General features: G+C 60.1%; 22 protein-coding genes. 14 read left to right on the top strand and 8 right to left on the bottom strand.

Translation table 11 applies throughout. The features are described from left to right. Positions 1–131: 131 nt before the first annotated feature. Both PMI35_RS14315 and PMI35_RS14320 read right to left on the bottom strand, forming a co-directional pair. Positions 132–641: a disulfide bond formation protein B gene (locus PMI35_RS14315; RefSeq protein ID WP_032831667.1), complete on the bottom strand. Its 510-nt coding sequence runs from the start codon at positions 639–641 to the stop codon at positions 132–134. A 106-nt stretch (positions 642–747) separates the two neighbouring features. Beyond that, a complete protein-coding gene (locus tag PMI35_RS14320; RefSeq protein ID WP_008060540.1) occupies positions 748–1,641 on the bottom strand; it encodes a LysR family transcriptional regulator in 894 nt (297 codons plus the stop codon). A 122-nt stretch (positions 1,642–1,763) separates the two neighbouring features. On the opposite strand from PMI35_RS14320, the gene PMI35_RS14325 reads away from it, so the two are divergent. Then, positions 1,764–2,720, top strand: coding sequence for a DMT family transporter (locus tag PMI35_RS14325; protein WP_008060539.1), 957 nt, complete (start codon positions 1,764–1,766; stop codon positions 2,718–2,720). Here the strand turns inward: PMI35_RS14325 and PMI35_RS14330 are convergent, their stop codons facing one another. From PMI35_RS14330 to PMI35_RS14355, 6 genes are all read right to left on the bottom strand, one after another. Continuing rightward, positions 2,721–3,497: an ABC transporter substrate-binding protein gene (locus PMI35_RS14330; protein ID WP_008060538.1), complete on the bottom strand. Its 777-nt coding sequence runs from the start codon at positions 3,495–3,497 to the stop codon at positions 2,721–2,723. Between the two features lie 306 nt (positions 3,498–3,803). Continuing rightward, positions 3,804–4,256 carry a molybdopterin synthase catalytic subunit MoaE gene (gene moaE / locus PMI35_RS14335; protein WP_007989960.1) on the bottom strand — a complete coding sequence of 151 codons (453 nt, stop codon included), beginning with the start codon at positions 4,254–4,256 and terminating at the stop codon, positions 3,804–3,806. A gap of 3 nt (positions 4,257–4,259) precedes the next feature. After that, positions 4,260–4,502 (bottom strand): molybdopterin converting factor subunit 1, encoded by a 243-nt coding sequence (gene moaD / locus PMI35_RS14340; protein ID WP_008060537.1) that lies wholly within the window; start codon positions 4,500–4,502, stop codon positions 4,260–4,262. Then, positions 4,499–4,972, bottom strand: a complete 474-nt coding sequence (moaC, locus tag PMI35_RS14345) for a cyclic pyranopterin monophosphate synthase MoaC (RefSeq protein WP_008060536.1) — start codon at positions 4,970–4,972, stop codon at positions 4,499–4,501. Before moaC ends, moaD begins: the two co-directional genes overlap by 4 nt. A 225-nt stretch (positions 4,973–5,197) precedes the next feature. Next, on the bottom strand, positions 5,198–6,592 hold the full coding sequence (locus PMI35_RS14350) for a PhoH family protein (RefSeq protein ID WP_008060535.1): 1,395 nt from the start codon (positions 6,590–6,592) through the stop codon (positions 5,198–5,200). Positions 6,593–6,928: 336 nt separating this feature from the next. Beyond that, the gene (locus PMI35_RS14355) at positions 6,929–8,053 is read right to left on the bottom strand and encodes a polysaccharide deacetylase family protein (RefSeq protein ID WP_008060534.1); all 1,125 of its coding nucleotides are present in this window, start codon (positions 8,051–8,053) and stop codon (positions 6,929–6,931) included. 259 nt (positions 8,054–8,312) lie between these two features. Here PMI35_RS14355 and yaaA point away from each other — a divergent pair, with 259 nt between their 5' ends. The 13 genes from yaaA to PMI35_RS14420 all read left to right on the top strand — a co-directional run. Next, the gene (gene yaaA, locus PMI35_RS14360) at positions 8,313–9,092 is read left to right on the top strand and encodes a peroxide stress protein YaaA (protein WP_008060533.1); all 780 of its coding nucleotides are present in this window, start codon (positions 8,313–8,315) and stop codon (positions 9,090–9,092) included. An 800-nt stretch (positions 9,093–9,892) separates the two neighbouring features. Continuing rightward, a complete protein-coding gene (locus tag PMI35_RS14365) occupies positions 9,893–11,209 on the top strand; it encodes a nucleotide sugar dehydrogenase (protein ID WP_008060530.1) in 1,317 nt (438 codons plus the stop codon). A gap of 151 nt (positions 11,210–11,360) precedes the next feature. Beyond that, complete coding sequence (gene alg8 / locus PMI35_RS14370; protein ID WP_008060528.1) at positions 11,361–12,842, top strand: mannuronan synthase; 1,482 nt, start codon at positions 11,361–11,363, stop codon at positions 12,840–12,842. Positions 12,843–12,878: 36 nt separating this feature from the next. Beyond that, positions 12,879–14,048, top strand: coding sequence for an alginate biosynthesis protein Alg44 (locus PMI35_RS14375; protein ID WP_008060526.1), 1,170 nt, complete (start codon positions 12,879–12,881; stop codon positions 14,046–14,048). 9 nt (positions 14,049–14,057) lie between these two features. Then, on the top strand, positions 14,058–15,569 hold the full coding sequence (gene algK / locus PMI35_RS14380) for an alginate biosynthesis TPR repeat lipoprotein AlgK (protein ID WP_177325077.1): 1,512 nt from the start codon (positions 14,058–14,060) through the stop codon (positions 15,567–15,569). Beyond that, on the top strand, positions 15,566–17,056 hold the full coding sequence (locus tag PMI35_RS14385; RefSeq protein ID WP_008060522.1) for an alginate export family protein: 1,491 nt from the start codon (positions 15,566–15,568) through the stop codon (positions 17,054–17,056). The genes algK and PMI35_RS14385 overlap by 4 nt, the downstream gene beginning before the upstream one ends. A gap of 26 nt (positions 17,057–17,082) precedes the next feature. Beyond that, entirely contained in the window at positions 17,083–18,675 is a 1,593-nt protein-coding gene (gene algG / locus PMI35_RS14390) for a mannuronan 5-epimerase AlgG (RefSeq protein WP_008060520.1), read from the top strand. Positions 18,676–18,685: 10 nt separating this feature from the next. Continuing rightward, on the top strand, positions 18,686–20,137 hold the full coding sequence (locus PMI35_RS14395; RefSeq protein WP_008060517.1) for an alginate O-acetyltransferase: 1,452 nt from the start codon (positions 18,686–18,688) through the stop codon (positions 20,135–20,137). 8 nt (positions 20,138–20,145) lie between these two features. After that, a complete protein-coding gene (locus PMI35_RS14400) occupies positions 20,146–21,258 on the top strand; it encodes a mannuronate-specific alginate lyase (RefSeq protein ID WP_008060515.1) in 1,113 nt (370 codons plus the stop codon). A gap of 210 nt (positions 21,259–21,468) precedes the next feature. Beyond that, the gene (locus PMI35_RS14405; protein ID WP_008060513.1) at positions 21,469–23,034 is read left to right on the top strand and encodes an MBOAT family O-acyltransferase; all 1,566 of its coding nucleotides are present in this window, start codon (positions 21,469–21,471) and stop codon (positions 23,032–23,034) included. Between the two features lie 11 nt (positions 23,035–23,045). Beyond that, positions 23,046–24,221 carry an alginate O-acetyltransferase gene (locus PMI35_RS14410; RefSeq protein ID WP_008060512.1) on the top strand — a complete coding sequence of 392 codons (1,176 nt, stop codon included), beginning with the start codon at positions 23,046–23,048 and terminating at the stop codon, positions 24,219–24,221. 17 nt (positions 24,222–24,238) lie between these two features. Beyond that, entirely contained in the window at positions 24,239–24,895 is a 657-nt protein-coding gene (locus tag PMI35_RS14415; protein ID WP_008060511.1) for an alginate O-acetyltransferase AlgF, read from the top strand. Positions 24,896–25,044: 149 nt separating this feature from the next. Continuing rightward, positions 25,045–26,380, top strand: a 1,336-nt coding sequence (locus tag PMI35_RS14420) for a mannose-1-phosphate guanylyltransferase/mannose-6-phosphate isomerase (protein WP_008060510.1), incomplete at its 3' end; no start/stop codon positions are given.

Here is a 26,380-nt window from a genome sequence, read left to right as displayed (position 1 = left end):
CAGACTTGTCGCACCCCTGATTGCCGCGCATCACGGTCTTTTTACCTGACCCCTGAAATGCAAAAACGCCCCGGCCCCCTCATCGAGGACCGGGGCGTTTTGCGTGTGTCGCAATAATGCCGCCGATGGTTTCAGTGCAGCGCCTTGCGATTGCGCACCGTCAGCAACGGCACCAGCACCACCACCAGCACGAAGGCCAGCAGCGCCCACTGCGCCAGGGACAACCCGAGGATCGGTGGGTACGGCGTGGAGCAGAAACCGTCCACCTGGAAGCCCAGCGGGAAGATCTTCGCCAGCGGCAAGCCGTCGACTATCGGCTGCAGCACATCGATGCCGCAACTGACGGCCGGATAGAACTGCGTGTAGACGTGATGCCCGGCCACCCCGACGCCTGCCAAGGCACAAATGACCACCAGGGTTTCCAGCACCGTGATGCTGCGCCGGGTGCGCATGGCCGCACCAATGAAAGCGAAGAGCGCGATCAACAGCAGCGCGTAACGCTGCAGGATGCACAACGGGCACGGCGCCTCGCCCAACACCACCTGCATGTACAACGCACCGCCGATCAGCGCCAGGCAGATGATGCCCAACAGCACCAGGTAGCGCCGTTCACGGCCCAGACGCATCGTTTCCTCGCTCATCGTGTTTCCCTTTTGACTATCGATTGCCCGCCAGTTTACACGCTGGCCCTGGCCTTTGAGAGTCGGGTGCGTGCAGCGGGTATCGTGGGAATAGACGACAGGTCGGTTAAGACGGGATTAACCGTAATGACCCTGGCCCCGCGAACTCGGCCTGCAGCAGCTTCACAAACGCCTCACGTGCCGGGTGCCGCCCTGCGCTCTCGTGCCAGTAAAAAAGGTTGTCGACGCTCGTCAGTTCCGGGAATTCATATCCCTGGCAACCGGCGCTGAGACAATACTGCTCATAGATTCCACGGGGCACCAGCGAGACACCGGCGCCAGCACTGACACAGCCAACGATGGTGCCATAGCTGGCGATGCTGACAATCGGCTGCACCTGGTCATGGCGCATCAGCCACTGTTCCAGCGCGAAACGGTACGGGCATCCCGGTGGCCACATGAAAATCGCCTTGCCCTGCAGATCCGCCGCCTGACGCAAAGGCCCATGGGAGGCGGACGCGATGAGAATCAGATCTTCGCGGTACATCACTTCCCGCTGCAGTCCCGGGCGTTCAACGTTTACCGCCACGAACGCCCCATCCAGCCGCCGATGTTGGGTGTCGTCGAGTAATTGAGCCCAGGTGCCAGTGCTCAACTCCAGCATCACCTTTGGGTAAAGCTCGTGGTACTTGGCCAATAACCGAGGCAATCGCCCAGTGGCCGTGGACTCGATGGCACCAATGCGCAAAGGACCGCTCGGCGCACTGTCGGGAGCCAAGGCCCTGCGTGCTTCCTCGGCCAGGCCGAGGATTTTCGTCGTGTACTCAAGAAACACCTCCCCGGCAGGCGTGATCCGCAAGCCTCGGCCATCGCGGGAAAACAGCGCAGTGCCAAGCTCACGCTCGAGGGACTTGAGGCGTGCGGTGATATTGGACGGTACGCAATGCAGCACCTCGGCCGCACGCGCGATGCTGCCGAGATGGTGAACCGTGTTGAACATGCGCAGTTGGGACAGTTCCATAGCTCACCCAAAGTGAATACTCGAGTCAGTTTAAGTCACTTGTAGTGAATCCGGATGATTTTGATAATTCGACTGCGCGCACTTCAGTGACGTCATCACACTTTGGGCAAACAGGCACTTTTATGGATTTTATTCAGCGCATGATCCCGAGCCTCGCCGAAAGGCCTGGCGTAAAAGTCGCCCTGGCGACGTTTTTTGTGATCCTTTGCTGGGCCTATTCGCCCACAGGGATCCACATCGGGTTGGTGGCTTACGAGCCCGGTCATTTGGCGCTGATGCGCTTTCTCATCGCCTCGACGTTCATGGCCGGGGTCGCATGGGTGGCGGGTGTTTCCCTGCCGCGCCTGAAAGACCTGCCGCTGTTGGCTGTGCTGGGCTTCTTTGCTGTCACCCTGCACCACATGGCAATCAACTACGGCCAACAAGGCGTCAGTGCCGGCGCGTCCAGTGTACTTGCACAATCCACTCCGCTATTCAGCACGTTGCTGGCGCATTTCGTGTTCAAGCAGCGTGTCAACCGCTGGCAATGGGGCTGCGTACTAGGTGGCCTACTGGGTGCCGCTGTCGTGGTCAGCAGTGATCGTGGTTTGGGTGATCTGGATGCGCACGGGCTGCTGGTCCTGCTGGCGGCATTGTCCTGGAGTCTCTATTTCGCCCTGCAAAAAAGCCATGCCCATCGCTACAACGGGCTGACGATGGTGTGCTACACCATCTGGTCAGGCACCGCATTGCTACTGGTATACGCACCGGGCTTGTGGAGCGAAGTGCAGAACGCCCCGACTTCGGTCAATCTGGCGGTGCTCATCCTGGGTATATTCCCCAGCGCCCTTGCATACCTCGCCTGGGCCTACGTGCTGGCGCACAGCAATGTGAGCCGCGCGTCCATTTCGCTTTACCTGATACCGCCTACCACCATGTTGATGGCCTCGGTGGTTCTGGCTGAACGCCCTTCGATCATGGTCATTGTCGGGATGGTCATCGTGCTGGTGAGCGTACTCGCCCTCAATCTGCAGCCATCGAAAGTCTCGGCAATCAGCAGCGCAGTGGGGCTTTCGCGAGAAAGCCCCGGGAGCGATTGATCAGTCGCCGTAGATATCAGACTTGAAGTACTGCTGCGAAATTTTCTGGTACTCGCCACTGGCGCGAATCCCGTCGATTGCGTTGTTCAGCTCCGATACCAGCTCGGTGTTGCCCTTGCGTACTGCAATCCCGGCGCCCTCGCCCACGTATTTCGGGTCCTTGAGCTCCGGGCCGGCGAATGCGTAGCCCTTGCCGCGCGGCATCGACAGGAAGTCGTTGAGCGGAATGGTGTCGGCAAAGATGGCATCCAGGCGGCCGGCCGCCAGGTCCATGTAGATCTCTTCGTTGTTGCTGTAGCGCTTGACGTTGATGCCCTTGGGTTCGAAGACTTCGGTCGCGAAACGGTCGGTGGTGGTCGCTCGTTGCACGCCAACGGTCTTGCCCTTGAGACTGGCGTATTGGTCATCCACCACCGCGCCTTCCTTCATGACCAGGCGCGATGAGGTGAAGTAATACTTGTGGGTGAAATCCACCGACTTCTTGCGGTCTTCGTTGATGGTCATCGACGACAGTGCCATGTCGATTTTCTTCACTTTCAGGGAAGGAATCAGGCCGTCGAACTCGCCCTCGACCCACACGCACTTGACCTTCATCTGCGCGCACAGGGCATTGCCGATGTCGTAGTCGAAACCCGCGATCTCGCCTTTGTCGGTCTTGGAGGCGAACGGTGGGTAGGCCGCCTCGATGCCGATACGCAAGGTTTTCTCGGCGGCAAACAGACTGCTGCACGCCAACAGGCTCAGGGCCAGACCAGTGATGAGGGGGAATTTCTTCATGTTCGTTCTCTCGCGGGTTGTTGTTGGTTTGGCAAGATGGAAGAAGAGCAGAAACGGGGGAAGCCTTTTTTTGTACTTATAAATCCATACTGGACTTTTATGTATTAGGCGTCAATCGGGTAAATGCGGGGGGCGCCGGCCGATGGTCGGGTGGCACTTCTGGAGGTTTTCAGCTGAAGCGAATGGCCTCATCGCGGGCAAGCCATGCTCCTACAGATTCGATGTCGTTCAAATATTATGTGGACGACCTTGAATCTGTAGGAGCATGGCTTGCCCGCGATGGCGTATTTGAGAGCGATGCAGGAATTACTGCTTCCAGCGATCCGCCGCCGCATGATCGCTGTCACGCCCCTCAACCCAACGCGGACCGTCGCTGGTGTTTTCCTTCTTCCAGAACGGTGCACGGGTTTTCAGGTAGTCCATGACAAAGGCGCAGGCGTCGAATGCCGCCTGGCGGTGGGCGCTGGCGGCGCCGACGAAGACGATGGGTTCGCCGGGCTCCAGGGCACCGATGCGATGCAGCACCTCCAACTTGAGCAAGGGCCAGCGCTGCTCGGCCTCTATGGCGATCTTGCCGAGGGCTTTTTCGGTCATGCCCGGATAATGCTCGAGGAACATCCCGGCGACATCCAGGCCGTCATTGAAGTCGCGCACATAGCCGACAAAACTCACCACCGCCCCGACGCCGACATTGGCGTCGTGCATGGCGTTGACTTCGGCACCGGGATCGAACGCGGTCGATTGCACACGAATGGCCATGTCTCAGCCCCCGGTCACGGTGGGGAAAAACGCCACTTCATCGCCATCGCTGACCGGTTCGTCGAGCTGGCACAGGTCTTCGTTGCGCGCGCACATCAGGTTCTGCTCGCGCAGCACGTCAGCACCCTCACGTTGCGCCAGCAATGCCCGCACGTCGTCGACAGTGGCGAACTGGCCTTCGACCTTCACCGAATCCACGCCCAGCGCTTCACGATAACGGGCAAAAAACTTCACGGTGACGTTCATGATGGATCCGCCTGAAAATGACCGCTCTTGCCGCCGACCTTCTCCAGCAGGCGCACGCTTTCGATGGTCATGCCGCGATCCACGGCCTTGCACATGTCATAGATGGTCAAGGCGGCGACACTGGCAGCCGTCAGGGCTTCCATCTCGACCCCGGTCTGACCGGACAACTTGCAGCGCGCCACGATGCGCACGCTGTCGTCGCCTTCGGCACTGAGCTCGACCTTGACCCCGGTCAGCATCAACGGATGGCACAAAGGAATCAGGTCGCTGGTTTTTTTCGCCGCCTGAATGCCGGCAATGCGCGCCACGGCGAACACATCGCCCTTGGGGTGACCGCCGCTGACGATCATCTGCAGGGTTTCGGGCAGCATGCGCACCAGCGCTTGGGCCGTCGCTTCACGGAACGTCACGGCTTTTTCGGTGACGTCGACCATATTGGCGCGACCTTGGGAATCGAGATGAGTCAGCACGGGGTTACTCCTGATCAGGAGTTCCGATTGTAAACCTGCGGGTCAATTTTTCGCACGCACGATTATCGGCGTCCCCCCTGTAGGAGCTGCCGAAGGCTGCGATCTTTTGATCTTCGCCCTTAAAAAGCAAGATCAAAAGATCGCAGCCTTCGGCAGCTCCTACAGGGGAAATGTGTCGGGCATGAAAAACCGGGCGGCTTTTGGGCCGCCCGGCTTGGGTGAAGGTTACAGATGCGATTCGGCGTATTCGGCCAGGATCGAACGAGGCACCCCTTGCAGGGTGATGTGCACGCCGTTAGGGAAATCCTTGAAGCGTTCAGTCAAGTACGTCAGCCCGGAGCTGGTCGCGGACAGGTAAGGGGTGTCGATCTGTGCCAGGTTGCCCAGGCACACCACTTTGGAGCCGGCACCGGCACGGGTGATGATGGTTTTCATCTGGTGCGGTGTCAGGTTCTGGCATTCGTCGATCAGGATCAGGCTCTGCTGGAAGCTGCGGCCCCTAATGTAGTTGAGGGATTTGAACTGCAACGGCACTTTGCTGAGGATGTAGTCGACGCTGCCATGGGTGCTTTCGTCATCCATGTGCAAGGCTTCGAGGTTGTCGGTGATGGCGCCCAGCCAAGGCTCCATTTTTTCCGCTTCGGTGCCGGGCAGGAAGCCGATCTCCTGGTCCAGGCCTTGCACGCTACGGGTGGCGATGATGCGGCGGTAGCGCTTGCTGACCATGGTCTGCTCGATGGCTGCGGCCAGCGCGAGGATGGTTTTACCGGAGCCCGCTGCGCCGGACAGGTTGACCAGGTGGATGTCGGGATCGAGCAAGGCATACAGCGCCAGGCTCTGATAGATATCACGCGGCTTCAGACCCCAGGCTTCCTGGTGCAGCAGCGGTTCCTGGTGCAGGTCCAAAATCAGCAGCTTGTCTTCCTCGATCTCCTTGATCCAGCCGACGAACCCCTGCTCATCGATGATGAACTCGTTGATATGCACCGCTGGCAGATTGTCGATCAACTGTACCTGGTGCCAGGTGCGACCGTGGTCCTGACGGGTCTCGACCTTGCTCACCCGGTCCCAGAAGGAGCCGGTCATGTTGTGATAGCCATTAGGCAGCAGCGATACGTCGTCGACCAACTGGTCGGTACTGTAGTCCTCGGCCGCAATCCCGCAGGCACGGGCCTTGAGGCGCATGTTGATGTCTTTGGTGACCAGCACCACGGGCTTCTTCGGCTCGCGTGCGTGCAGGTCGATCAATTGGTTGATGATCCTGTTGTCGTTCAGATGCTCAGGCAGAACGATGTGGGGTTCGGCCTGCTTGCTCATCAGAATTGACAGCAATCCCTTGGGTCCGCTCTTGCCCCGCTGGATCGGCACGCCCTGCTCGACGTCCTCGGGTGAGGCATCGCCCAAGGTCTTGTCGATCAGCCGGATGGCCTGGCGACATTCGGCGGCAACGCTGTGATGCCCGCTCTTGAGCTTGTCGAGCTCTTCAAGCACGGTCATCGGGATCGCGACGTGGTGTTCTTCGAAGTTGAGCAGCGCGTTTGGATCGTGAATCAATACGTTGGTATCGAGTACATAAAGGATTGGCTGGTTGGAAGAAGAGCTACGTCCGTGATCATCCATACTCGGTCACCTTTGTCAGAGCCAGTGGACGCAATACCTTGGCGGTGCTGCGCCTCGAAGTGACTACCGAATACACCTGCGGGGACTCAAGTGTTCTGCCTACATGCGGGGTCTTGGGAGACGCCACCTGTGTTGCAGGTTTCGGCGGTCTGTCTTCGTAATACTCCAAAACCCATGACAGAAAAAAGCACTTTGACGCTTTTTTGAAGTTTATTTTGCAGAGTGACGAAAAGCCCTTGGCGGACTGCCATCACTTGTTTACAGTCGGAGATCAACCTGCAGCAAAATCCCCTCTAAAACCGCCGTTTACCCAATGTTTACGGGCTTTGGCCGTTTTCAGCGAAACCCTTCCTGACAGTCTTCCCAACCGATCCCGCTTTGCGCCGTTTGCGTGATCAGCCACGGCAATGCCGTTTTCACCCCGTCCTGTTTCACATTGAAATTAATTACGCCATGGCGCCACAACAGCATCAGTGTCAGCACCCGTTGCGCACTCTGGCTGCCCTTGAGCTTGCCCGCACCGTCCTGGGCATCTATGTCCCACAGGGCAACCTGCAAGCCCTGGGCCTTGAAGAAAGCGCCGGCGTCGGCGCGACGCTGGCCATCGGGCGGGCGGAACAGCGGCACGAAGTTCTCCGGCAGCTTGTTCCTGGCCAGTTCGACGCTGCGGCGTACCGAGTCCTGCCAGTCCTGCCAATGGCTGTGGGAGCGAAACTCCCAGCCTTGTACACCGATGCACTGGGTTGACCAGGTTTCTTGCACGCTGGCCACCGAGCGCTCGCCCAGACGGGCCTGGAGATCCTTGCCGAGAACGAAGAACGTGCCGCTGAGGTTGGCCTTGCGCAGGTACTCGGCAATCCAGTCGGTATTGTCCGGCACGGCATTGGCGGCGCTGTCGAACGTCAAGAGAAACAGCCGGTCATGCATCGCGTCGCCATTGCGCTCATAGTCACCGAAATGATCGACTTCACTGCTGGTTTGCGGAAACAGCGCCGCCTTGCGCAGTTGCTCGTCCAGGTACTGGCTGTGGAACAGGCGACTCGGCTCGGCCCACCTTATGTAGTAGCTGTCCTCGCTGAGCTGAAACTTGCCCGCCTGCTCGCGCAAGGTGGCCATGTCCTCGACCAGGAAACAGAAGGAGGCGTCCTGGTCGCAACTCTGCTGGGCGAAATCGTAGTTGGCCAACAGCCGCTGCCATAGGCGCTGGCGAACACGATTGACCGACTCCAGGTTGATCGTGCGCAGGCCCAGGCGTTGCGCCAGTGCCGCCTCGTCCAGGGACTCACTGGCCAGCAGCACCCGGGCGAACATGAGGATTTCGGCACGCGACGCGACATCGAACAGGGTCGGGTTGTCGAGTTTTTCCGGCCAGGTGCTGCGATCCAGCGTCGCCACGTCACCCGGCGCCGCCATGACGCCGAAGCTCAGCAGCCAGGCTATGAGCAGAAAAACGATACGCAATGGGATGTCTCCATAACAAAACCCGGGCGGCACTATATCGCGGGAAGATCAAAAGATCGCAGCCTCGCTTCGCTCGACAGCTCCTACAGTTGTGCCGGCTACATTCCAATTTCACGCCAACGCGGTCCCGTAGGAGCTGCCGAGCGAAGCGAGGCTGCGATCTTGTCCCATGACACCACCGATCACCTATCACACCCATAGCTGGAGTCAACGATGACAACCCCCTAGAATCGCCGCCACGATTAAAGGAGACGACTTCATGCTGATGGTGATTTCCCCCGCCAAGACCCTCGATTACGAAACACCGCCGGCGACCCAGCGCTTTACCCAGCCACAGTACCTCGACCACTCCCAGGAGTTGATCCAGCAACTGCGCGACCTGACGCCGGCGCAGATCAGCGAGTTGATGCACGTTTCCGACAAGATCGGCGGGCTCAACGCCGCCCGCTTCGGCAGCTGGACACCCGCCTTTACCCCGGCCAACGCCAAGCAGGCCTTGCTGGCGTTCAAGGGCGACGTCTACACCGGGCTCAATGCTCAAACCTTCAGCGAAGCCGACTTCGACTACGCCCAGCAACATTTACGCATGCTTTCCGGCCTGTATGGCCTGCTGCGCCCCCTGGACCTGATGCAACCGTACCGCCTGGAAATGGGCACCAAGCTGGCCAATGCCCGGGGCAAGGACCTGTATGCCTTCTGGGGCACGCGTATCAGTGAATGGTTGAATGAAGCCCTGGCCGATCAGGGCGATGACGTGCTGCTCAACCTGGCGTCCAACGAGTATTTCTCGGCGGTCAAGCGCAGCGCCTTGAATGCACGCATCATCAACACCGACTTCAAGGACCTGAAGAATGGTCAGTACAAGATCATCAGCTTCTACGCAAAAAAGGCCCGGGGCATGATGAGCCGCTTCGTCATCGAGGAACGCATCAACGATCCGCAAGCCCTCAAGCAGTTCGATGTGCAGGGCTATCGCTACAGCGCCGAGCAGTCTAAACCGGACAACCTGGTGTTCCTGCGCGACCACGCACCAGAGTGATGCAACGGGCGGCGCACGCCCTCTCGTGCGCCGCCATTGAAAGCCTCGAAATCCCCCGCCCTTTCCGTCATTTTTATGACGCCAAAAATCAATCTGTCAATTTTCTAACTTTAGTTTCACTCGACTTCGATCATTTTTTTCAGTAGTGGCACTGAAAATTTTTCTCCGTAGTGGCAAATAACTATCCCTTCCAATAATCCGCCTATATATAAAGGGCGAAACGGCAAGTGCTATCAATTTGAGAGCAGTGCCATCTTTGTCAATATTTCAAGAAATTTCAGATTTCGTGATGGGCGGGTCGGAACTATGTCCGAATGCACCGCTCATACCACCGGTAACGATTCTCGCCGAGGATGTACGAGATAACTTACGCAGAACAGAGATCCATGCAGCGAAGTTACAACACTAACTTTCACTGCTTTATCCCTGATTTGGACAACAACAGAACGGACAGGAGATATGCACCATTACTATCCCCTACAAGGCCAAGGCAGCGCCCCTATAAACGTGCTCACCCGGGCACCATAACGCTTGATCTACGGGCTTTCGGCCTGACATCGAGCGCGCAGGATCATTGCACGAATATCTTCTGAACAGAGGACTGGCTGCATAACAGGGCAAGTCATAACAACAAGGCCTAGTTGCGCACACCTTGAGTGCACTTATTTAGACACTCGGAACTTTCATGCCAGCACGCGGTATTGTCGCGCCTGCCAGGCTCAACTTCCGCGTGCACTATAACCGCTGAACACCATTAACTCCGGCCATCTAATGGCTTGATCAACACTGAGGTAAATGCGATGCGCATCAGCATATTTGGTTTGGGTTACGTTGGCGCAGTCTGTGCCGGTTGCCTGTCTGCACGGGGCCATGACGTCGTTGGCGTCGATGTTGCCAAAGACAAGATCGATATGATCAATGCAGGCCGTTCGCCGATCGTTGAACCAGGCCTGGGCGAACTTCTGGCCCAAGGTATCCAGACCGGTCGTCTGCGCGGTACCACCAACTTCGCCGAGGCGATTCGCGACACCGACCTGTCGATGATCTGTGTCGGTACGCCGAGCAAGAAGAACGGCGACCTGGAACTCAACTACATCGAGGCCGTGTGCCGCGAGATCGGTTTTGTCCTGCGTGACAAGACCACCCGTCACACTATCGTAGTGCGCAGCACCGTTTTGCCGGGCACTGTCGCAAACGTTGTCATCCCGATTCTCGAAGATTGCTCGGGCAAGAAGGCCGGTGTCGATTTCGGTGTGGCGGTCAACCCTGAGTTCCTGCGCGAAAGCACGGCCATCGCCGACTACGACCAACCGCCAATGACCGTCATCGGCGAGTTCGACAAGGCCTCGGGCGACGTTCTGCAATCGCTGTACGAAGAACTCGACGCGCCGATCATCCGCAAGGACATCGCCGTTGCCGAGATGATCAAGTACACCTGCAACGTGTGGCACGCCGCCAAGGTGACCTTCGCCAACGAGATCGGCAACATCGCCAAGGCCGTCGGCGTCGATGGTCGTGAAGTGATGGACGTGGTCTGCCAGGACAAGACCCTGAACCTGTCCCAGTACTACATGCGCCCGGGCTTTGCCTTCGGCGGTTCCTGCCTGCCCAAGGACGTGCGTGCCCTGACCTACCGCGCCAGCTCCCTGGACGTCGAGGCACCGCTGCTCAACTCGCTGATGCGCAGTAACGAGTCCCAGGTGCAGAACGCGTTCGACATCGTTTCCAGCCACGACAAACGCAAAGTCGCGCTGCTGGGCCTGAGTTTCAAGGCCGGCACCGATGACCTGCGCGAAAGCCCGCTGGTAGACCTCGCGGAAATGCTGATCGGCAAGGGCTACGACCTGAGCATCTACGACAGTAACGTCGAGTACGCCCGTGTCCACGGTGCGAACAAGGACTACATCGAGTCGAAAATCCCGCACGTGTCGTCCTTGCTCAATTCCGACTTCGACGCGGTGATCAACAACTCCGACGTGATCATCCTCGGCAACCGTGACGAGAAATTCCGCGCCCTGGTGCAGGACGTCCCGCACGGCAAGCAAGTGATCGACCTGGTGGGCTTCATGTCCAAGGCCACCAGCGAGGCTGGCCGCGCTGAAGGTATCTGCTGGTAACACGGAATCCCGTCTCCGACACCGCGCTTTCGCGCATGAAACACCTGTAGGAGCACAGCTTGCTGGCGATGACGTACTTGAGATCGCCATCGCCGGCAAGCCAGGCTCCTACAGGGGCGAGGGGCTCGCAAATGACTTTAGGATTCCGATTATGCACAGGCTAAAGCACGGTCTACTCCAGGCCGCCGGTTGGCTGTTCTACCTGAGTTTACTAATGGGCATCGCCATGGCGCTGCCTGTGTCCACCTTCGACTCCGAGTCGAAGGACTTCATTTTCCTGATCGGGATCGTCGGTATCTGGCGTTACTCGATGGGGGCCACGCACTTTGTGCGCGGCATGCTGTTTCTGTACGTGGTCTACCCGCACCTGCGGCGCAAAGTGCGCAAGCTGGGCAAGGCGGCGGACCCGTCCCACGTATTTTTGATGGTCACCAGTTTCCGTATCGATGCCCTGACCACCGCACAGGTCTACAGCTCGGTGATCCGCGAAGCGATCGACTGCGAGCTGCCGACCACCGTGGTCTGCTCCATCGTCGAAATGTCCGATGAACTGCTGGTCAAGAGCCTGTGGGCCCGGATGAATCCGCCTGCCCGGGTGAAGCTCGACTTCGTGCGTATCCCCGGCACCGGCAAGCGCGATGGCCTGGCCTTCGGTTTCCGCGCCATCTCCCGCCACCTGCCGGACGACCGCGCCGTGGTGGCCGTGATCGATGGCGACACCGTGCTCGGCGAAGGCGTCGTGCGCAAGACCGTGCCGTGGTTCCAACTGTTCGGCAATGTCGGTGGCCTGACCACCAACGAATTCTGCGAAGTGCGCGGCGGCTACATCATGAGCGAGTGGCACAAGCTGCGTTTCGCCCAGCGCCACATCAACATGTGCTCGATGGCCCTGTCCAAGCGCGTGCTGACCATGACCGGGCGCATGTCGGTGTTCCGCGCCACCGTGGTCACCAACCCGGAATTCATCGCCGACGTGGAAAGCGACTCGCTGCAACACTGGCGCCTGGGTCGCTTCAAGTTCCTGACCGGCGACGACAAGTCCAGCTGGTTCAGCTTGATGCGCCTGGGCTACGACACCTTCTACGTGCCTGATGCCGCGATCAACACCGTCGAGCACCCGCCAGAGAAGAGTTTCATCAAGGCCAGTCGCAAGCTGATGTTCCGCTGGTACGGCAACAACCTGCGCCAGAACTCCCGCGCCCTGGGCCTGGGGATCAAGCGCCTCGGTGCGTTCACGTCCGTGGTGCTGTTCGACCAGCGAGTGTCGATGTGGACCTCGCTGCTGGGCCTGACCGTGGCGCTGATCGCCAGCTTCAAGTACGGCACCGCGTTCATCCTGGTGTACCTGCTGTGGATCGGCATCACCCGCCTGATCCTGACCCTGTTGCTGTCCTGCTCCGGCCACCGGATCGGGCCGGCCTACCCGGCGATTCTCTATTACAACCAGATCGTTGGCGCGCTGGTGAAGATCTACGTGTTCTTCCGCCTCGACCAACAGTCCTGGACTCGCCAGCCCACTGCCCTGACCCGTGATCTCGCCAGCTTTCAACGTTGGTTCAACACCTGGTCGTCTCGGACCATGACCTTCTCCGCCGGCAGCATTTTTGTCGCCGTGCTGCTGATGATGGTCTGACCGCCCCCTTTTTGAATTAACCAGGAAATCGCCCTTATGAATACCGCCGTCAACGCCAACGTAGTGCACGAATCTGAAGCCCAGCGCCAACACGCCCGAGTGAAAATCCCGGCCAAGCTGCGTTTCTTCGGCCCTGACCGGACCCCGGTCGAAGCGCGAGTGATCGACCTTTCCGCCGGTGGCCTGGCCTTCAATGCCGGGCAACTGCCACTGAAAGTCGGCGACAAGTACAAGGCCCGCCTGCAATTCGTCATCGACAACCTCGGCCTGGCCATGGACGTCGAGTTGCAGGTGCGCTCTTGCGATCGCGAGACCGGCCGCACCGGTTGCCAGTTCCAGAACCTGGAACCGCAAGACATCTCGACCTTGCGCCATCTGATCACTTCGCACCTGGCCGGCGACATCGTCACCATCGGCGAAGTGCTGGCGACCCTGCAGCGCGACAACTTCACCAAGGCGCGCAAGATCAAGGACGGCGGTCACGGCATGAGCGCTTTCGGGCGCATGAAAGCGGTGACTTTCAGCCTGGGGATTTTCGTCGTCGGCCTGGCGGCGTTCGGGTTCATCTTCAAGTCGGTGTACGGCATGTACTTCGTCAGCCACGCCCAGGCGGGCTTGGTCAGCGTGCCAGGCGTGAACATCACCATGCCCCGCGACGGCACCGTGCAGAGCCTGGTGAAAGCCGATGGCGTTGCCGCCAAAGGCGCACCGCTGGCGACCTTCAGCACCAGCATGCTCGACGTGCTCAAGGGCCACCTGGAAGACGATCAACTGGCCCCGGCCAAGGTTGAAGAGCTGTTCGGCAAGCAAATGACCGGCACCCTGACCTCGCCTTGCGATTGCACCGTGGCCCAGCAGATGGTTGCCGACGGTCAGTACGCCAGCAAGGGTGACGTGATCTTCCAGCTGGTGCCGCGTAACACCGAAGCCAACATCGAGGCGCGTTTCTCCTATCGCCAGTTCGGCGACGTATTGCCAGGCACCGCGGTGCGCTTCCAGATCGCCGGCGAAGACAAGACCCGCACCGGCAAGATCGTCAACAGCACCAGCCTGAAAAGCGCCGACCTGTCCTCCGACATCCGCGTCCTGATCCAGCCTGACGAAGCCCTGGACAGCAGCCTCGCCGGCCGCCCGGTGGAAGTGAACAGCGACCGTGGCCCGAACCTGAACTGGCTGATCGACAAAGCCATGGCTGCTGGTCTGTAACCGGAGGACATGCCTGTGAAGACTCCACCAATACTCAGAACACCACAAACCCTGTGGGAGCTGGCTTGCCAGCGATTGGAACACCTCAATCTTTCTGAAATACCGAGTCGCCTGAATCGCTGGCAAGCCAGCTCCCACAGGGGTCATATGGTGTGCTCGCTGGCATTGGCGGTGAGCCTCGCTGGCTGCGCCGGCCTGCCCGACCAGCGCCTGGCCAACGAAGCGCTCAAGCGTGGCGACACCGCCACCGCCGCGGCGAACTACCAACAGCTGGCAGCGCTGGGCTACAGCGAAGCCCAGGTCGGCCTGGCCGACATCCAGGTCGACAGCCACGACCCGGCGCAGATGAAACAGGCCGAGGCGACTTACCGCGCCGCCGCCAGTGTTTCGCCGCGCGCCCAGGCCCGTCTCGGCCGTCTGTTGGTGGCCAAGCCGGGCTCAACGGAAGCCGAGCACAAAGAAGCCGAAGGCCTGCTGAAAAAAGCCTCCGCCGCTGGCGAAGGCAACACCCTGATCCCGTTGGCGATGCTGTACCTGCAGCACCCGCACAGCTTCCCCAACGTCGATGCGCAGAAGCAGATCAGCCAATGGCGCGCCGAAGGCAAGCCGGAAGCGGGCCTGGCGCAAGTGCTGCTGTATCGCACCCAGGGCACCTACGATCAGCACCTGGATGACGTGGAAAAGGTCTGCAAGGCCGCGCTCAACACCACCGACATCTGCTACGTCGAACTGGCCACGGTCTATCAGAAAAAGGCCCAGCCCGAGCAACAGGCCGAGCTGATCAAGCAGATGCAGGCGGCGCACAGCCGCGGCACCGTGTCGGCGCAGCGTATCGACAGCGTCGCCCGTGTACTGGCCGATGCGAGCCTGGGCCAACCCGACGAAAAAACCGCGCAGGCACTGCTTGAGCCTATCGCCCCGGGCTACCCGGCGTCCTGGGTCACCCTGGCGCAACTGATCTACGACTTCCCGGAACTGGGCGATGTCGACCAGATGATGAAGTACCTGGACAACGGCCGCGCCGCCGACCAGCCGCGCGCCGAGTTGTTGCTGGGCAAGCTCTACTACGAAGGCAAGATGGTCCCGGCGGACGCCAAGGTCGCCGAGGAACACTTCCAGAAAGCCGTCGGCCGCGAAGTCGCCGCCGATTACTACCTCGGCCAGATCTATCGCCGTGGCTACCTGGGCAAGGTCTACCCGCAGAAAGCACTGGATCACCTGTTGACTGCTGCGCGCAACGGCCAGAACAGCGCCGACTTCGCCATCGCCCAACTGTTTTCCCAAGGCAAAGGCACCAAGCCTGACCCGCTCAATGCGTATGTCTTCAGCCAACTGGCCAAGACCCAGAACACCCCGCAAGCCACCGAGCTTGCGCAAACACTCGAAGCCCAACTGCCGCCTGCGCAGCTGGCCGAGGCCCAGCGCCTGTTGAAACAGGAACAGTCCGTTCGCGGCAACTTGAGCCAGAACACGCTGCAACTGCACGCCCTGCAAGAAGAAGACGGCGAGGAATCCCTATGAAGTTGAATCCATTCATGAAGGCCGGTATCGGCCTGACGTTCGCGCTGATCTGGTCCTGCCCGACGCTGGCGGCGATGACAGAAGAAACCAAGAACTACGGCCTGGACGTGAAAATCACCGGCCAGTCCGAAGACGACCGTGACCTCGGCACCCAGAGCGGTGGCGACGTCAACGGCCTGGGCCTCGACCTGCGCCCTTGGGTCTATGGCGAGAGCGGCGCGTGGAGCGCCTTCGCCATGGGTCAGGCTGTGACGTCCACCGACATCATCGAAACCGACACCCTGCAGGAATCCGACAACGACGGCACCCAGACCACCGACAACGGTGATCGCAAGACCAAGAAAAACTACCTGGCGATGCGCGAGTTCTGGGTCGGCTACAGTGGCTTCACGCCCTACCCCGGCGAGATCCTCAAGTTGGGTCGCCAGCGCCTGCGCAACGACGACGGCCAATGGCGCGACACCAACATCGAAGCCCTGAACTGGACCTTCGACACCACCCTGTTGCGCGCCAACGCCGGTGTCGCCGAACGCTTCAGCGAGTACCGCACCGACCTGAAGGAACTGGCGCCCAAGGACAAGGACCGCCTGCACGCCTTCGCCGACGCCGAATACCAATGGACACCGGGCCACTGGGCCGGCATCCGCGGTCATCACACCCACGATGACGGCAAGCTCGACTACCCGACGCCGGGTGAACCGGGCGATTCGCTGGACAAAAAACAGAATGGCGACATCAGCTGGCTGGGCCTGCAGGCCAACAGCGATGCCTACAACTGGCGCAACACCAACACGGTCAATTACTGGGGCAGCATCACCGGCATGAGCGGCGACCGCGACACGGTCAATCCGCTGAACGCCGATGGCAGCGCACCGGCACAAGCCAAGCGCAGCGGCGATGTCGACGGCTGGGCCACTGACCTGGGCGTGCGCCTGCGCCTCGATCCGCAATGGCAAGTCGGTGCGGCCTACGCCCGTGCCAGCGCCGATTACGAACAGAACGGCCTGGAAAGCAACCGCTCGAACTACACCGGTACCCGCTCGCGGGTGCACCGTTTCGGCGAAGCCTTCCGTGGCGAAATGAACAACATGCAATCGGCCACGCTGTTCGGTTCGTGGATGCTCAACGACGAATACGACGCCAGCCTGATCTACCACAAATTCTGGCGCGTCGACGGTAACAAGCCGATCACCAGCAACGGAATCGACGCGGTGCAGAACAACACCGACGACGTGACCGGCGCGGTGCTGTCCAGCACTTCCCTGCCACTGAACAACGGTGACAAAGACCTCGGTCAGGAAATGGATCTGGTGGTCACCAAGTACTTCAAGCAAGGCCTGCTGCCGGCGGCGTTGAGCCAGAAGATCGATGAGCCTTCGGCCCTGGTGCGTTTCCGCGGTGGTGTGTTCAAGCCGGGCGATGCCTACGGCAAGGAAGTCGATTCGTACATGCACCGCGCGTTCGTCGACGTGATCTGGCGCTTCTGATGCACATTGCGAAGGGAGTCTCCCAGATGAATCATCAAGCCCGTAAAGGCTCGATCAGCCTGCTGGCCGGCGCTTTGCTGCTGGCCAGTGCGGCCGGCTTCGCCAACATAGTGCAGGCCAATGTGGAGCCGGCCGCCAAGCCGGCCACCATGGCCAAGGAACTGCAACAGGCCAAGACCTATACCGTCAGCAGCGCCCCAACCGCGCCGCTGGAACTGGCCACACCGAAACTGCCGGACACCTCGGGCTACACCGCCGAAGCCATCGCCGCGAAAATCGTGCGCAGCAAGGCCGGCAAGATCAGCGTGCGCCGGATGATGCAGGAAGACGCCCTGAAGGACTTCATCGGCGGCGACAACAAGATGGCCGAGTGGGTGGTGCGCCAGCACGGCATCCCCCAGGCGATCTTCGTCGACGACGGCTACATGAACCTCAAGGACCTGGCGAACAAGCTGCCTAAGCAGTACTTCAGCGAAACCTCGCCGGGCGTGTTCCTGGCGAAGCTGCCGATCGTGGTGGGCAACAAGGGCATCCTGGAGATCGACAAGCAGACCCAGGAATTGCGCCTGTCCCAGGAGGCCGGTTCGTTCCTGGTCAACGACGGCCAGTTGTTCGTGCGTGATACCAAGGTCACTGGCTGGAGCGAGAAGGCCAACGGCCCGGCGGCCTTCAAGTCGCCCAAGGAATTCCGCCCGTTCCTGCTGGCCTGGGGCGGCACCGAGACCTACATCGCCAACAGCAAGATGGCCAGCTTCGGCTACGCCAACAGTAAGTCCTACGGTGTGAGTATTTCCCAGTACACGCCGAACATGGCCAAGGTGCTCAAGCGCCCTGAACCGACCGGCTGGATCGTCGGTTCCGAATTCTCGGACATGTGGTACGGCTTTTACTGCTACGAAACCAGCAACTTCGTGGTCAAGGGCAACACCTACAAAGACAACATCGTCTACGGCATCGACCCGCACGACCGTTCCCACGGTCTGATCATTGCCGACAACACGGTGTTCGGGACCAAGAAGAAGCACGGGATCATCATTTCCCGTGAGGTCAACGACAGCTTCATCTTCAACAACCGCAGCTACGACAACAAGTTGTCGGGCCTGGTGATCGACCGTAACAGCGTGAACAACCTGATCGCGCACAACGAGATCTACCAGAACCACACCGACGGCATCACCCTCTACGAGAGTGCCGACAACCTGCTGTGGGGCAACAAGGTGATCAGCAACCGTCGCCACGGCATCCGTATTCGTAACAGCGTGAACATTCGCCTCTACGAAAACGTCGCCATGGCCAACGGCCTGACCGGCGTCTACGGGCACATCAAGGACCTGACCGACACCGACCGTGACATCAAGCTCGACCCGTTCGACGCCCAGGTGTCGCTGATCGTGGTCGGCGGTGAACTGGCGGCCAACGGCAGCGGCCCGCTGTCCATCGACTCGCCGTTGAGCGTCGAGCTGTATCGCGTGTCCATGCTCGCACCGACCAAATCCAGCGGCATCAGCTTCTCGGGGATTCTCGGCGAGCGCCAGGATGAAATTCTCGACCTGTTGGTGCGCCAGCAGAAAGCCGTGCTGATCGACCCCGTCGAACGCCAGACCGAAATGCGGGACTGAGGATAATTTTATGCACCCACACTTGATCAAATTACTCAGCCTGTCGGCCCTGACCGCCGGCATTCTCGCCGCCAGCGGTGGCGCGCGTGCAGATGAAGCCCAAGCGCCGAAATTCTCGGCTGAGCCGTGCTGCAGCCTGTGCCCGGCCGCCCACGACGCGAAGAACTACACCACGCGCTACCAGCAGAACTTCACCACCCTGGTGCAGGCCCAGGGCGACTGGCTGTTCCGTACCCAGGAAGACTTGCGCACCGAATTCGACACCACCCCGGCCGGCTACAAACGCATGAAGCAACTGCACGATGCGTTCAAGAGCAAAGGTGTGGAGCTGGTGGTGGTTTATCAACCGACCCGTGGCCTGGTGAACCGCAACAAGTTGAATCCGGCCGAGAAAGCCAGCTTCGATTTCGACAAGGCGCTGAAGAACTACAAGACCATGCTCGGCCGTTTCGCGCAGATGGGTTATGTGGTGCCGGACCTGTCGCCGCTGACCAACGAACAATTGCCCGACACCCTGCCGGCCCACGACTTCTACTTCCGCGGCGACCAGCACTGGACGCCATATGGCGCCCAGCGCACGGCGAAAATCGTCGCCGAAAAGGTCAAGCAGATCCCGGCCTTCGCCGACATTCCCAAGCGTGAATTCGAGACCCATAAGTCGGGTCGCATGGGCAAGACCGGAACATTGCACAACATGGCCGGTCAACTCTGTGGCACCAGCTACGCGATCCAGTACATGGATCAGTTCACCACCGAGCCGAAAGGCGAAGCGGGCGATGGCGACCTGTTCGGCGATTCCGGCAATCCGGAAATTACCCTGGTCGGCACCAGCCACAGCGGCAAGAACTACAACTTCGCCGGTTTCCTCGAAGAGGCCATCGGCGCCGACATTCTCAACGTGGCGTTCCCCGGCGGCGGCCTGGAAGGTTCGATGCTGCAGTACCTGGGCAGCGACGAGTTCCAGAAGAACCCGCCGAAGATTCTCATCTGGGAATTCTCGCCGCTCTACCGGCTCGACCAGGAAACCATCTACCGCCAGATGATGGCGCTGCTGGACAACGGTTGCGAAGGCAAGGATGCACAGATGTCCGGCAGCACCACCTTGAAACCGGGCAAGAACGAACTGATGGTCAACAGCAAAAACCTGAACCTGCAAAACGCCAGTCATCAGGTCGACATCCGCTTCGCCGACACCTCGGTGAAAACCCTGCAAGCCACCCTCTGGTACATGAACGGGCGCCACGAGGACATCAAGATCGACAAACCGGAAACCTCCGACACCGACGGGCGTTTCGCCTTCGAGTTGCGCACGGACGAAGACTGGGCCTCGCAGAATCTGCTGGCCGTCGAAATCCAGGGCCCTGATAAAGCGGGCGCCGCGCCACAGAAAGTCGAAGCCAAAGTCTGCAAACGCAACGTATTCCCGGGCGCTGGACAACGTACCGCTTCAGCCGGGCAATGAGGTCTGCTATGCGAACTCCGAAACTTGCAACACTGACGCTGTTGAGCCTGGCGATGTTCGCCGGCGCGACTCAAGCGGCCGCGCCATTGCGTCCGCCCCAGGGCTACTTCGCGCCGATCGAGAAAGTCAAAAGCGGCGACAAGAGCGAAGGCTGTGACGCGATGCCGACGCCGTACACCGGCTCGCTGCAATTTCGCAGCAAGTACGAAGGTTCGGACAAGGCCCGTTCAACGCTGAACGTGCAATCGGAAAAAGCCTTTCGCGACAGTACCGCCGACATCACCAAGATCGAGCGCGGCACCAGCAAGCGCGTGATGCAGTTCATGCGTGACGGTCGCCCGGAACAGCTTGAATGTACTTTGAATTGGCTGACGGCTTGGGCCAAGGCCGATGCGCTGATGTCCAAGGACTTCAACCACACCGGCAAATCGATGCGCAAATGGGCGTTGGGCAGCATGGCGTCTTCGTACATTCGCCTGAAATTCTCCGACTCCCGTCCGCTGGCCAACCATCAGCAGGAGTCGCAGTTGATCGAAGCCTGGTTCAGCAAGATGGCCGATCAGGTGGTCAGCGACTGGGACAACCTGCCGCTGGAAAAAACCAACAACCACTCGTACTGGGCCGCCTGGTCGGTGATGGCAACTTCGGTCGCCACCAACCGCCGCGACCTGTTCGACTGGGCCGTCAAGGAATACAAGGTCGGCGTCAACCAGGTCGACGCCCAGGGCTTCTTGCCCAACGAACTCAAGCGCCAGCAACGCGCGCTGGCCTACCACAACTATGCCCTGCCGCCGCTGGCGATGATCGCCAGTTTCGCCCAGGTCAACGGTGTGGATCTGCGCCAGGAAAACAACGGCGCGCTCAAACGCCTGGGTGACCGGGTGCTGGCCGGGGTGGAAGACCCGGATGAGTTCGAGGAAAAGAACGGTAAGAAACAGGATATGACCGACCTCAAGGTCGACTCGAAATTCGCCTGGCTCGAACCGTTCTGCACGCTCTACACCTGCTCGCCGGATGTGCTGGAGAAGAAACACGAGATGCAACCGTTCAAGACCTTCCGCCTCGGGGGTGACCTGACCAAGGTCTACGACCCGGCCAGCGAAAAAGGCAAAGGTTCCTAGAACAAACACAAACCCTGTGGGAGCGGGCTTGCCCGCGATGAGGCCGGCACATCCAGCATTGAGGGTGACTGACCCACCGCTATCGCGGGCAAGCCCGCTCCCACAGGGTCGATGCAAGGTTTGAGTTTTGTGTAATACCCCCTGGTTTTCCGTGGGGGGTTTGGGGGGGCCGTTGGCCCTTGACTGTTGGTTAAACAAGGAGAGATCGGGATGGTTTTTTCGTCCAACGTGTTCCTGTTTTTGTTCTTGCCGATCTTTCTCGGCTTGTACTATTTGAGCGGGCAACGCTATCGCAATTTGCTGCTGCTGATCGCCAGCTATGTGTTCTACGCCTGGTGGCGTGTGGACTTCCTCGCCCTGTTCGCGGCGGTCACGCTGTGGAACTACTGGATCGGCCTGAAAGTCGGTGCCGCCGGTGTGCGGACCAAACCTGCACAGCGCTGGCTGCTGCTCGGCGTGGCCGTCGACCTGTGCATCCTGGGCTACTTCAAGTACGCCAACTTCGGCGTCGACAGCATCAACGCCATGATGACTTCGGTCGGCCTTTCGCCGTTCATCCTGACCCACGTGCTGTTGCCGATCGGGATCTCGTTCTACATCTTCGAGTCCATCAGCTACATCATCGACGTCTACCGTGGCGACACCCCGGCAACGCGCAACCTGATCGATTTCGCGGCGTTCGTGGCGATCTTCCCGCACCTGATCGCCGGCCCCGTGTTGCGTTTTCGCGACCTGGCCGACCAGTTCAACAACCGCACCCACACCCTCGACAAATTCTCCGAGGGCTGCACGCGGTTCATGCAGGGTTTCATCAAGAAGGTCTTCATCGCCGACACCCTCGCGGTGGTGGCCGACCACTGCTTCGCCCTGCAAAACCCTACCACGGGTGATGCCTGGCTCGGCGCCCTCGCCTACACCGCGCAGTTGTACTTCGACTTCTCCGGCTACAGCGACATGGCCATCGGCCTGGGCTTGATGATGGGTTTCCGCTTCATGGAAAACTTCAAGCAGCCGTACATCAGCCAGTCGATCACCGAGTTCTGGCGCCGCTGGCACATCAGCCTGTCGACCTGGCTGCGTGACTACCTGTACATCACGTTGGGCGGTAACCGCAAAGGCACGCTGACCACCTACCGCAACCTGTTCCTGACCATGCTGCTCGGTGGCCTGTGGCACGGCGCGAACATCACCTACATCGTCTGGGGTGCGTGGCACGGCATGTGGCTGGCAATCGAGAAAGCCATCGGCCTGAACACCTCGCCGCGCAGCTTCAACCCGATCCGCTGGGCACTGACCTTCCTGCTGGTGGTGATGGGCTGGGTGATCTTCCGCGCGGAAAACCTGCACGTGGCCGGTCGCATGTACGGCGCCATGTTCAGCTTCGGCGACTGGTCGCTGTCGGAACTCAACCAGGCCAGCCTCACCGGCCTGCAGATCGCAACGTTGGTGGTGGCCTACGTGACCCTGGCGTTCTTCGGCCTGCGCGATTTCTACAGCAATCAGCCACCGGTCAAGACCAAGCCTGCGGTCAATGTCGATGCAGACGGCCCGGCCGCCGCAACAGCCGGCACGATCAAAGCCGTGCCTGGGGATAACCCGGCCAGCATCCACCAGCCTGGCTACACCGTCGGCGTCGAAGCCCAGGTGCAACCGGCCTACTGGACCGCTGACTGGTCGCGCTACGCAATGCGTGCCCTGGTGCTGCTGCTGTTCATCGCCTCGATTCTCAAACTCTCGGCGCAAAGCTTCTCGCCGTTCCTTTACTTCCAGTTCTGAGGGATCTGACCATGACCCGCTCATTACGCATCTTCTACATCGCCCTGTTCCTGGTGACGCTGCTGGCCCTGGGCCTGTGGTCGGTCCGCAGCTTCCTCGGCTTCAGCACCAACGCCGATGCGACGGTGCTCAACGGCCGCTGGAGCAAAGCCGTGGAGACGCATTACGACGACGAGTTCCCGATCAAGCGCCTGGGCACCAACCTCTGGGCCGCGCTGGATTTCAAACTGTTCAACGAAGGTCGTCCGGGCGTTGTGCTTGGTCGCGACCAGTGGCTGTACAGCGATGAGGAATTTCATCCGACCGTCAACGAAGAGCTGAACCTGCAGGGCAACTACGCCCTGGTCGAAGGCGTGCGCCAGACCCTGAAAGACAAAGGCGTGAAACTGGTGATGGCGGTGGTCCCGGCCAAGGTGCGTCTGTACCCGGAACACCTGGGTGAGGTGAAACCGGCCAGCATCCACGCCAATCTCTATCAGGACTTCCACAAGCGCCTGGCCGCCGACCGCATCCTTGCCCCTGATTTGCTGGGCCCCTTGCAAGCGGCCAAGCGCGACGGCAAGCAAGTGTTCCTGCGTACCGACACCCACTGGACCCCGGAAGGCGCCGAGATCGCCGCCAACCGCCTGGCCAAAACCATCGCCGACAAGTACCCGCTGAGCGGCGAGCCGCAAGATTTCGTCACCGAGCCTGCGGAAAAAATCACCCACAAGGGCGACCTGCGTCTGTTCCTGCCGCTGGACCCGCTGTTCGAAAACCTGATGCCGGCGCAAGAGCCTTTGCAGAAGCGCAACACGGTTGCCACGCAAGGCCAGCCAGCCGGTGACGACGCGCTGTTCGCCAACACCGAAGTGCCGGTTGCGCTGATCGGTACCAGCTACAGCGCCAACCCGAGCTGGAATTTTGTCGGCGCGCTGAAACAAGCCCTGCGCAGCGACGTGGTCAGTTACGCCGAAGACGGCCACGGCCCGATCCTGCCAATGCTCAGCTACCTCAAAAGCGACGCTTTCAAGAACAGCCCGCCACAGGTGCTGATCTGGGAGTTTCCGGAACGCTATCTGCCTGTGAACAACGAAATCGGCGACGCCGACCCGCAGTGGGTCGCAGAGCTTAAACAAGCCGGCGCCCGCCAACAAAACGTAGCCATTAACGCTAAATCCGAGACGCCCGACCGGGCGCAAAACTGAAAGAGAGAGGTAATTCCATGACTTTCACTACAACTCCTCGTCGTCTCGCCAAGACTTTTGCTCTCGTTGCCGGCATGAGCGTGCTGTCCATGCAGGCCTTTGCCGCGGGCGATTCCGCGCTGTACGGCCCGACCGCACCGAAAGGCTCGTCCTTCGTGCGCATCTACAACGCCAGCAACGCCGAAGTCAGCGCCACCGTCGGCAGCACCAACCTGAGCGATGTCGCGCCGTTGTCCAGCAGCGACTTCAGCTTCATGCCCGGCGGTGACTACAGCGCCAAGGTCGGCAGCCAGACCCTGCCGGTGAAACTGGCCGGTGACCACTATTACACCCTGGTCAATAACGCCAGCGGCGCGCCACAACTGATCGAAGAGCCACCGTTCAAGAACAAGCAGAAATCCCTGGTACGCGTGCAGAACCTCAGCGACAAGGCGCTGACCCTGAAAACCGCCGACGGCAAGACCGACGTGGTGCCGAACGTGGCCGCCAAGGGCCGTGGCGAGCGTGAAATCAACCCGGTGAAAGTCAGCCTGGCGCTGTACGACGGCGCAACCAAAGTCGGCGACGTGAAGCCAGTTGCCCTGGAACGCGGTGAAGCCGCGGTGCTGTACGTCACCGGCAGCGGCAGCAGCCTGTCGCCGGTCTGGGTAAAACGCCCGGTGTCGACGCGCTAACGATTTTTCCGAACTGACCCGGCTCTTCGTGGGAGCCGGCCTGCCGGCGATGCAGGCAACTCGGTTTTGCAGATGTACCGAGGTGATGCCATCGCCGGCAGGCTAGCTCCCACAAAAGCCTAACCAAACGATTTTCAAGGAGTAACAACATGATTCCGGTAATTCTGTCAGGTGGTAGTGGCTCACGTCTTTGGCCGCTTTCCCGTAAGCAGTTCCCGAAACAGTTCCTGGCCCTGACCGGCGAGCACACCCTGTTCCAGCAAACCCTGGAACGCCTGGTGTTCGAAGGCATGGACACGCCGATCGTGGTCTGCAACAAGGACCACCGCTTCATCGTCAACGAGCAGCTGGCCGCGCGCAAACTGGAAACCCAGCGCATCCTGATGGAACCATTCGGCCGCAACACCGCGCCGGCCGTAGCGCTGACCGCGATGATGCTGGTCAATGAAGGCCGTGACGAACTGATGCTGGTATTGCCGGCCGACCACGTGCTGGAAGACCAGAAAGCCCTGCAACGCGCCCTGGCCCTGGCCACCGTCGCCGCGGAAAACGGTGAGATGGTGCTGTTCGGCGTACCGGCCACCAAACCGGAAACCGGTTACGGCTACATCAAGTCGACCAACGATTCGCTGCTGCCCGAAGGCGTCAGCCGCGTTTCGCACTTTGTCGAAAAACCGGATGTCAAACGCGCCACCGAGTATGTGCAGTCCGGTGGTTACTTCTGGAACAGCGGTATGTTCCTGTTCCGTGCCAGCCGCTTCCTCGAAGAACTGAAAAAGCACGATCCGGACATCTACGACACCTGCCTGCTGACCCTGGAGCGCAGCCAGCAAGACGCCGACAGCATCACCTTCGACGAAGCCACGTTCGCCTGCTGCCCGGACAATTCCATCGACTACTCGGTGATGGAAAAAACCCAGCGCGCCTGCGTGGTGCCACTGACCGCCGGTTGGAGCGATGTCGGCTGCTGGTCGTCGCTGTGGGAAGTCAATGAAAAAGATGCCCACGGCAACGTCACCAAAGGCGACGTGGTAATCCAGGACAGCCGCAACTGCATGATCCACGGCAATGGCAAACTGGTGTCGGTGATTGGCCTGGAAAATATCGTCGTGGTCGAAACCAAGGACGCCATGATGATCGCCCACAAGGACAAGGTCCAAGGCGTGAAGCAGATGGTCAACACCCTCAACGAACAGGGCCGCAGCGAAACCCAGAACCACTGCGAAGTCTATCGTCCGTGGGGCTCCTACGACTCGGTGGACATGGGCGGGCGCTTCCAGGTCAAGCACATCTCGGTCAAACCGGGGGCATGCCTGTCGCTGCAGATGCACCACCACCGTGCCGAGCACTGGATCGTCGTCAGCGGCACCGCTGAAGTGACCTGTGATGAAAATGTGTTCCTGCTGACCGAAAACCAGTCGACCTACATTCCGATTGCCTCGGTACACCGCTTGCGCAACCCAGGCAAGATTCCACTGGAGATCA

Origin of the sequence: Pseudomonas sp. GM78, from assembly GCF_000282475.1 — a bacterium.
Lineage (GTDB): Bacteria > Pseudomonadota > Gammaproteobacteria > Pseudomonadales > Pseudomonadaceae > Aquipseudomonas.
Note: the sequence above shows the minus strand (reverse complement) of the source record. Positions and strands in the feature narration are given on the sequence as shown.

Coding starts and splice junctions, on each gene's coding strand:
- PMI35_RS14315 (WP_032831667.1), bottom strand. CDS start 641: ATGAGCGAGGAAACGATGCGTCTGGGCCGTGAACGGCGCTACCTGGTG.
- PMI35_RS14320 (WP_008060540.1), bottom strand. CDS start 1,641: ATGGAACTGTCCCAACTGCGCATGTTCAACACGGTTCACCATCTCGGC.
- PMI35_RS14325 (WP_008060539.1), top strand. CDS start 1,764: ATGGATTTTATTCAGCGCATGATCCCGAGCCTCGCCGAAAGGCCTGGC.
- PMI35_RS14330 (WP_008060538.1), bottom strand. CDS start 3,497: ATGAAGAAATTCCCCCTCATCACTGGTCTGGCCCTGAGCCTGTTGGCG.
- moaE (WP_007989960.1), bottom strand. CDS start 4,256: ATGGCCATTCGTGTGCAATCGACCGCGTTCGATCCCGGTGCCGAAGTC.
- moaD (WP_008060537.1), bottom strand. CDS start 4,502: ATGAACGTCACCGTGAAGTTTTTTGCCCGTTATCGTGAAGCGCTGGGC.
- PMI35_RS14350 (WP_008060535.1), bottom strand. CDS start 6,592: ATGGATGATCACGGACGTAGCTCTTCTTCCAACCAGCCAATCCTTTAT.
- yaaA (WP_008060533.1), top strand. CDS start 8,313: ATGCTGATGGTGATTTCCCCCGCCAAGACCCTCGATTACGAAACACCG.
- PMI35_RS14365 (WP_008060530.1), top strand. CDS start 9,893: ATGCGCATCAGCATATTTGGTTTGGGTTACGTTGGCGCAGTCTGTGCC.
- alg8 (WP_008060528.1), top strand. CDS start 11,361: ATGCACAGGCTAAAGCACGGTCTACTCCAGGCCGCCGGTTGGCTGTTC.
- PMI35_RS14375 (WP_008060526.1), top strand. CDS start 12,879: ATGAATACCGCCGTCAACGCCAACGTAGTGCACGAATCTGAAGCCCAG.
- algK (WP_177325077.1), top strand. CDS start 14,058: ATGCCTGTGAAGACTCCACCAATACTCAGAACACCACAAACCCTGTGG.
- PMI35_RS14385 (WP_008060522.1), top strand. CDS start 15,566: ATGAAGTTGAATCCATTCATGAAGGCCGGTATCGGCCTGACGTTCGCG.
- algG (WP_008060520.1), top strand. CDS start 17,083: ATGAATCATCAAGCCCGTAAAGGCTCGATCAGCCTGCTGGCCGGCGCT.
- PMI35_RS14395 (WP_008060517.1), top strand. CDS start 18,686: ATGCACCCACACTTGATCAAATTACTCAGCCTGTCGGCCCTGACCGCC.
- PMI35_RS14400 (WP_008060515.1), top strand. CDS start 20,146: ATGCGAACTCCGAAACTTGCAACACTGACGCTGTTGAGCCTGGCGATG.
- PMI35_RS14405 (WP_008060513.1), top strand. CDS start 21,469: ATGGTTTTTTCGTCCAACGTGTTCCTGTTTTTGTTCTTGCCGATCTTT.
- PMI35_RS14410 (WP_008060512.1), top strand. CDS start 23,046: ATGACCCGCTCATTACGCATCTTCTACATCGCCCTGTTCCTGGTGACG.
- PMI35_RS14415 (WP_008060511.1), top strand. CDS start 24,239: ATGACTTTCACTACAACTCCTCGTCGTCTCGCCAAGACTTTTGCTCTC.